The 6,554-nt window shown below is 58.7% G+C and carries 4 protein-coding genes and 2 rRNA genes; 1 reads left to right on the top strand and 5 read right to left on the bottom strand.

Annotation, left to right across the window (positions count from 1 at the left end; all coding sequences use genetic code 11):
- Window positions 1-214 precede the first annotated feature (214 nt).
- Window positions 215-1,855 carry an NAD(P)/FAD-dependent oxidoreductase gene (locus AB5164_RS01300; protein ID WP_368142254.1) on the top strand — a complete coding sequence of 547 codons (1,641 nt, stop codon included), beginning with the start codon at window positions 215-217 and terminating at the stop codon, window positions 1,853-1,855.
- Between the two features lie 51 nt (window positions 1,856-1,906).
- Here the strand turns inward: AB5164_RS01300 and uvrB are convergent, their stop codons facing one another.
- From uvrB to AB5164_RS01325, 5 genes are all read right to left on the bottom strand, one after another.
- On the bottom strand, window positions 1,907-4,147 hold the full coding sequence (gene uvrB / locus AB5164_RS01305) for an excinuclease ABC subunit UvrB (RefSeq protein ID WP_368142255.1): 2,241 nt from the start codon (window positions 4,145-4,147) through the stop codon (window positions 1,907-1,909).
- A 51-nt stretch (window positions 4,148-4,198) separates the two neighbouring features.
- Window positions 4,199-4,780 (bottom strand): lytic transglycosylase domain-containing protein, encoded by a 582-nt coding sequence (locus AB5164_RS01310; protein ID WP_368142256.1) that lies wholly within the window; start codon window positions 4,778-4,780, stop codon window positions 4,199-4,201.
- Window positions 4,773-5,414, bottom strand: coding sequence for a dephospho-CoA kinase (coaE, locus tag AB5164_RS01315; RefSeq protein WP_368142257.1), 642 nt, complete (start codon window positions 5,412-5,414; stop codon window positions 4,773-4,775). Before coaE ends, AB5164_RS01310 begins: the two co-directional genes overlap by 8 nt.
- A gap of 191 nt (window positions 5,415-5,605) precedes the next feature.
- A 5S ribosomal RNA gene (rrf, locus tag AB5164_RS01320) occupies window positions 5,606-5,721 on the bottom strand.
- A gap of 142 nt (window positions 5,722-5,863) precedes the next feature.
- A 23S ribosomal RNA gene (locus tag AB5164_RS01325) occupies window positions 5,864-6,554 on the bottom strand; the annotation flags it as partial.

A 6,554-nucleotide genomic window follows, 5' to 3' on the forward strand; every position in this document is an offset into this window, starting at 1 on the left:
GTCTACGCGCGCGCAGCGTTGTCGACGCCCCGCTTTACGTCTGTGGCGAAGCGCTCGACATCGACGCCGATTGCGGAGGCTTTAACCTTGCGTGGGCATGGCTCTCGGGCATTCGCGCTGCAAGCAGCCTGTAGCCGCGCAGTCTATAATCAAAAACGCATTCGGGCCGTCTGGGATACCGGACGGCCTCTTTCTTGCCTCTAAGGAGACCTCGATGATCGAAATCACCCAAGTCAACGCTTCGCTCGATGAAGCCGGCGATGAAAATGCCTGCCTCATTGTTGGCAAGCGAGTCGCCAAGCGCGTCCTACGTTGCAAGGACTCCGAGATCAAGTCCATCGAGCTCCACCGCAAGTCAATCGACGCTCGCAAAAAACGAGACGTCCATTTTATCCTGAGTTTTCGTGTTGAGCTGACTAGTCCCCACCTCGAGCGAGAAGCGGTCGACAGCGTCGCCGAGCGTGACCGCTCGCGCGTACGCGCGATAGAGGACGATGGGCCCTCATTCCCCTCCCCCGTCTCCGACGCACCTCAAGAACGCCCTGTCGTTGTCGGCGCCGGATGCGCTGGCCTTTTCGCTGCACTCACCCTTGCCGAAGCGGGTCTTAAGCCCTTGCTCATCGAGCGCGGCGACCCAGCATTTCGCCGCTCGCATGCGATCGATCTCTTTCTAAAGGAGCGCATCCTCGACCCCGAGAGCAATATCCAGTTTGGCTTGGGCGGTGCGGGTACTTTCTCGGATGGCAAGCTCAATACGGGAACCAAAAATCCCGCCCATCGCCTTATCCTGGACACCTTCGTCGAAGCGGGCGCACCCCGAGACATTCTGTGGGATGCCAAGCCGCATATTGGTTCCGACATCCTTCCCACTGTTGTCACCAATATTTCCCAGCGCATCGAACGGCTCGGAGGTGTCGTTCGCTATCGAACAAAGCTCGTTGACATTCGCGCCGACGCGTCCGGCGCCATCACCGGCGTCGATGTCCAGGCGTCTCAACATGCCGCGACTGAGCAAATCGCCACGAAGCACCTTATCCTTGCCTGCGGCCATTCCGCCCGCGACGTATTCGAGCTCCTCAAGGACCATGGCGTAGCCCTCGCGCAAAAAACCTTTGCCATGGGCGTACGCATCGAGCACCCGCAGCTCGATATCGATCGAGCCCAATATGGCCCTTCGGCGGGGCATCCTGCCCTCGGAGCAGCCCCCTACAAGCTCGTCGCCCATCTTCCCAACGAGCGCAGCGTGTTCTCGTTTTGCATGTGCCCCGGCGGGCAGGTTGTCGCCGCCTCTTCCGAGCCGGGCCACCTGTGCGTCAACGGGGCCAGCCTCAATGCCCGTAACGGACGCAATGCAAATGCCGCCCTGCTCGTTAACGTCACGCCCGACGACCTTCCCACCGACGATCCGCTCGCAGGCGTTGAACTCCAGCGCACCTGTGAGCAGGCCGCCTATCGCCTAGGCGGCTCTAACTGGAATGCACCGGCACAGCTCGTCGGCGATTTCCTTGCAAAACGTCCCAGCGCGGCATGTGGAAAAATTAAACCCACTTATCCGCTCGGTGTGACTTGGACGGCAATTGACGAGGCCCTGCCGCAGCATATCGTCGAGTCGCTTCGCCTGGGAATTCCCCTGCTCGGGAAAAAGCTACGGGGCTACGACCGCCCCGATGCCGTGCTTACCGGCGTGGAGACACGTTCGAGCTCCCCGGTCACCGTCACCCGAGATCGCGCGTGTCATGCCGTGGCGACCCCAGGCCTCTACCCTTGTGGCGAAGGAGCAGGATATGCCGGCGGCATCATGAGCGCCGCCACCGATGGCATCCGGTGCGCCGAGGCCCTAATCGCCGACCTCTAGCGTGCTAAAGACACAGGCCCCAAGCTCAACGAGAAGCTCGGGGCCTGTACCCTATTTCTTAAATCGCGCGCCCTGGCGTTTTCTGCCCGAAGCGAACGTAGAACCCTTACGGGCCTGCAAACGTAGGCGCTCAATCGTTTCGTCCTCAGATGCGCCCTCGAGCATCGCCCGAATCTGAACGACGGCATCGCGCAGACGTGCCGCCTCCTCAAAGTCCATGGCGGCGGAAGCATTACGCATGTCTTCCTCCATGGTCTCGACAATCCGCACGAGCTCGTCATGCGGTAGCCCTTCCAGTTGCTCGGCAAGCGTCTGCTCGGGTGCCGCCGTCTCCGGCGCGGCGCCCTCGCCGTTTTCATCGGGCGTGTAGAACGCACCATGGCCCAGAGAGTCGCCCTTCGAGCGTCCCTTCGAGCCCACAGTCTTTTCGGCCTCGGCAATAAAGCTCGAAATGTCGTTAATGGCCTTGCGGACCGTCTTGGGCACAATGCCATGCTCTTCGTTATATGCCATCTGAATCTCGCGACGGCGTTGCGTCTCCTCGATGGCTTCTTTCATCGAATCGGTCACAACGTCTGCATACATGATAACCTCGCCGTCGGCATTACGGGCCGCACGACCAATCGTCTGAATCAACGAACGGCGGTTGCGCAAGAAGCCTTCCTTGTCAGCGTCGAGAATTGCCACCAGCGAGACCTCAGGAAGGTCTAGACCCTCACGGAGCAGGTTGATGCCAACGAGAACATCAATCTTTCCCTCGCGCAGCGTTCGCAGGATCTCGACACGGTCCATCGTCGCTGTATCGGAGTGCATGTAGTTGACCTTAATGCCGGCATCAAGCAGGTGGTCGGTCAGGTCCTCGGCCATGCGCTTGGTGAGCGTGGTCACCAGCACGCGCTCTTTGCGGGCAACGCGCTCGCGAATCTCATCCTCAAGATCGTCAATCTGCCCACGAACCGGACGCACATCGATCTTGGGGTCGAGCAGGCCGGTCGGACGAATAATCTGTTCAACATCGTTTTGACTCACGCGCAACTCATAGTCGCCCGGCGTGGCCGAGACGTAGATGAACTGCGGAATCCTTGCCTCAAACTCATCGAAGCGAAGCGGACGGTTGTCGAGCGCCGAGGGCAGGCGAAAACCATGCTCCACCAGGGTCACCTTACGCGAACGGTCACCTTCGTGCATGCCGCGAATCTGCGGCACCGTCACATGGCTCTCGTCGATGATGCAAAGCATGTCCTTGGGAAAGTAGTCGATCAAGGTAAACGGCGGCTCACCCGGCTTACGTCCATCCAGATGGCGCGAGTAGTTCTCGATGCCGTTGCAAAAGCCCATCGTCTCGAGCATCTCGAGGTCATAATCGGTCCGCTGCTGCAGACGTTGAGCCTCGAGCAACTTGTCGGTCGCCTTGAGCTCCGCCACGCGCTTCTCGCACTCTTCGCTGATCGATTTCAGGGCCGCCTTGACCTTAGGTTTCTCGGTCACGTAGTGCGAAGCCGGCCACACGGGAATCGCTTCGTACTCACGCAGCATCTCACCGGTGACCTCATCGATCTCGGCAATCAGTTCGACCTCGTCGCCAAAGAACTCAAAGCGCAACGGATGCTCAGCATAGGGCGGATACACGTCGACGACATCACCGCGCACGCGGAAGGTACCGCGCGCCAAATCATAGTCATTGCGGTCGTATTGAATGTCGATGAGCGCATGGATAAAGTCATCGCGCTCGAGCGGCACCTTTTTGTCGACGTTTGGAGCCAGACCCGCATAGTCCTCAGGAGAGCCAATGCCATAGATACACGAGACCGATGCGACAACGATCACATCGCGTCGAGAGAGCAGCGATGCGGTCGCCTGATGTCGCAGCATCTCAACCTCTTCGTTAATCGAGGAGTCTTTCTCGATATATGTATCGCTTTGCGGCACATACGCCTCGGGCTGATAGTAGTCGTAGTACGAGACGAAGTAGACCACAGCGTTGTTGGGAAAGAACTCTTTGAGCTCGCTCGCAAGCTGAGCGGCGAGCGTTTTATTCGGAGCCATGACCAGCGTCGGCTTTCCCAGGGCCTCAATAGTCTTTGCCATCGTGAAGGTCTTGCCCGAACCAGTCACGCCCAGCAAAACCTGATAGCGGTCTCCGTCCCTCACGCCCTGCACAAGCGACTCAATGGCCTTAGGCTGGGAACCGGCAGGCTCATAGGGAGAGACGACTTCAAACGGCACCTCAGCGCCTTCAACGCCAAAGCGCTTAAGTTCACCACCAACGCGTTCTACTTCAAAATCCGCCATGGATACTCCTAACTCATACATCTGCAGTATACGCAGGCGGCAGGCATAGTCCTATACGAACCGGTCGGGATAGAGGGTCTTATAGCGAACCCAGGCATTATTGACACGAATCAGATACGCCTGCGTCTCGGGAAAGGTAATTGCATTATGAAGCGACGTACTCTGCTGCGCCCATCCGTCGACATTGCCCATACCGGCGTTATAGGCGGCAATGGCACTGTCAGTCGACCCGTTAAAATACGCTAGAAGATACGAGAGATACGCACAGCCAAACTCGATATTCGTAGCCGGATCGTTAAGGTTGTCGGCCGAATACTCGCCACCGTCGACAAGGCCCTTGGCAATCATGTCCTGAGCGGTTTCGGGCATAAGCTGCATCAATCCCTGAGCGCCTTGATTCGACTCAGCCTTGGGATCCCAATTCGATTCCGACTTTATGACAGCACACACCAGATACGGATCAAGATTGTGCGAAATGCTCGATTGCTTTACGTACGCCTCGTAGTCAATTGGATACAAAGGCTTAAAGAAGACGGCAGGGGCATACGAGTAGACGAGCGAAATAAGACCGAAGACGAGCATAACGGCAAGTGGCGCCACGCGATACCACGTAAAGAAACGTGTCTTAGGCATCGGCCTCCTCCTTATCCGCTACATCCCCGAAGCCATGGCGTGCAAGCCATGCGTCCAGTTGTTCATAGAGCGAGTTATCGCCAGCCGCATTATCGATTACCGTCGTAGCGAGATTACAAAGCGAAGCCTCATCAGGTTGGCATGCAGAGCGCGCATCAAAATCAGAGGACTCCATACCACGATGAATGGCACGCTCGCGACGAACTGCTAAAGGGGCGCTGATAACCAGAATTTCATCAGCCAGGCCAAAAGCATCCTCAAAACCAGTTGGGGCAGAAACCTCGACAACCGCAAAGGGGTAACGGGGGGACGAAACCGTACAGCAAACAGGATCGAGAATCCTCAGCGAAAGCTGCTCAATGAGAACAGGGTGCACAATGCTATTGAGCCGCGCAACTGTATCAGGAGAGGCGAAAGCTCGAGCGGCAAGGACATTGCGGCGAATGCCGCCCTCCCCGTCCAGAATGTCCCAACCGAATTCTTCCGCGAGGGCATTGACGATATCGGAGCCTGGCACATACAGCGATTTGGCAAGCTCATCCAGATCGATAAGCATGGCGCCATGAGATTTGAGATAGCGGCAGGCAGTCGACTTACCCGAAGCAATATTGCCCAAGACAAAAACGGTAAACATCAAGCCCTCCCTAACGCCAATGCGAGTAATTATCGCTCAAATACACTAGAAGGACTCAAAATACAGCCAAACAGTAAGAGCGCATACGGGGAAGCTAAATCCCGAAGTACAACGTGTATATACGCAAAAAAGGGGGAGGCCGCGAGGCCTCCCCCTTCTAAGTTCAAGCGTACGGCTCGGTGCCGTCCACCGGTCAGCGGCGCCCTGGCCTCCCACGGGCTGACCCCGCAGTACTCTCGGCGCGATGGGGCTTAGCTTCCGGGTTCGGAACGGGACCGGGCGTGCCCCCCATGCTCTGGCCGCTGACCGGTGGGCGGCGCCCACCGTTACGGTGTCCGGTATCGCATACACGTGCCCTGGGGGCCGCATGGCGCATAGGAAAGATGACTCGGGGGCATCCTCGTGCCCGGACCGCGCGTGAGCGCATGTCCCGCGGGCCGCGAGGTGCGGTTCCGGAAGAGCTCGGGCGATTAGTGCGGCTCGGCTGAGGACGTCGCCGCCCTTGCACCTGCCGTCTATCGACCAGGTAGTCTACCTGGGCCCTTACCGGAAGGAGAACTAATCCCTGGAACGGCTTCCCGCTTAGATGCCTTCAGCGGTTATCCGCGCCGCACGCGGCTACCCGGCCGTGCCGTTGGTCGACAACCGGTTCACCGGAGGTGCGTCCACCCCGGTCCTCTCGTACTGGGGGCAGCCTCCATCGATTCTCCTGCGCCCACGGAGGATAGGGACCGAACTGTCTCACGACGTTCTGAACCCAGCTCGCGTACCGCTTTAAACGGCGAACAGCCGTACCCTTGGGACCTGCTCCAGCCCCAGGATGCGATGAGCCGACATCGAGGTGCCAAACCTTGCCGTCGATGTGGACTCTTGGGCAAGATCAGCCTGTTATCCCCGGAGTACCTTTTATCCGTTGAGCGACGGCCCACCCACTCGGGGCCGCCGGATCACTAGAGCCTGCTTTCGCACCTGCTCGGCTTGTGGGCCTCGCAGTCAAGCCCGCTTGTACTCTTGCATTCAAAAGGACGGTTGCCGACCGTCCCGAGCGGACCTTCGCGCGCCTCCGTTACCCTTTAGGAGGCGACCGCCCCAGTCAAACTGCCCGCCTGGCACGGTCCCCGAGCCGGTTGACGGCCTCGG

Source organism: Collinsella aerofaciens, assembly GCF_040915425.1.
Classification (GTDB): domain Bacteria; phylum Actinomycetota; class Coriobacteriia; order Coriobacteriales; family Coriobacteriaceae; genus Collinsella; species Collinsella aerofaciens_BW.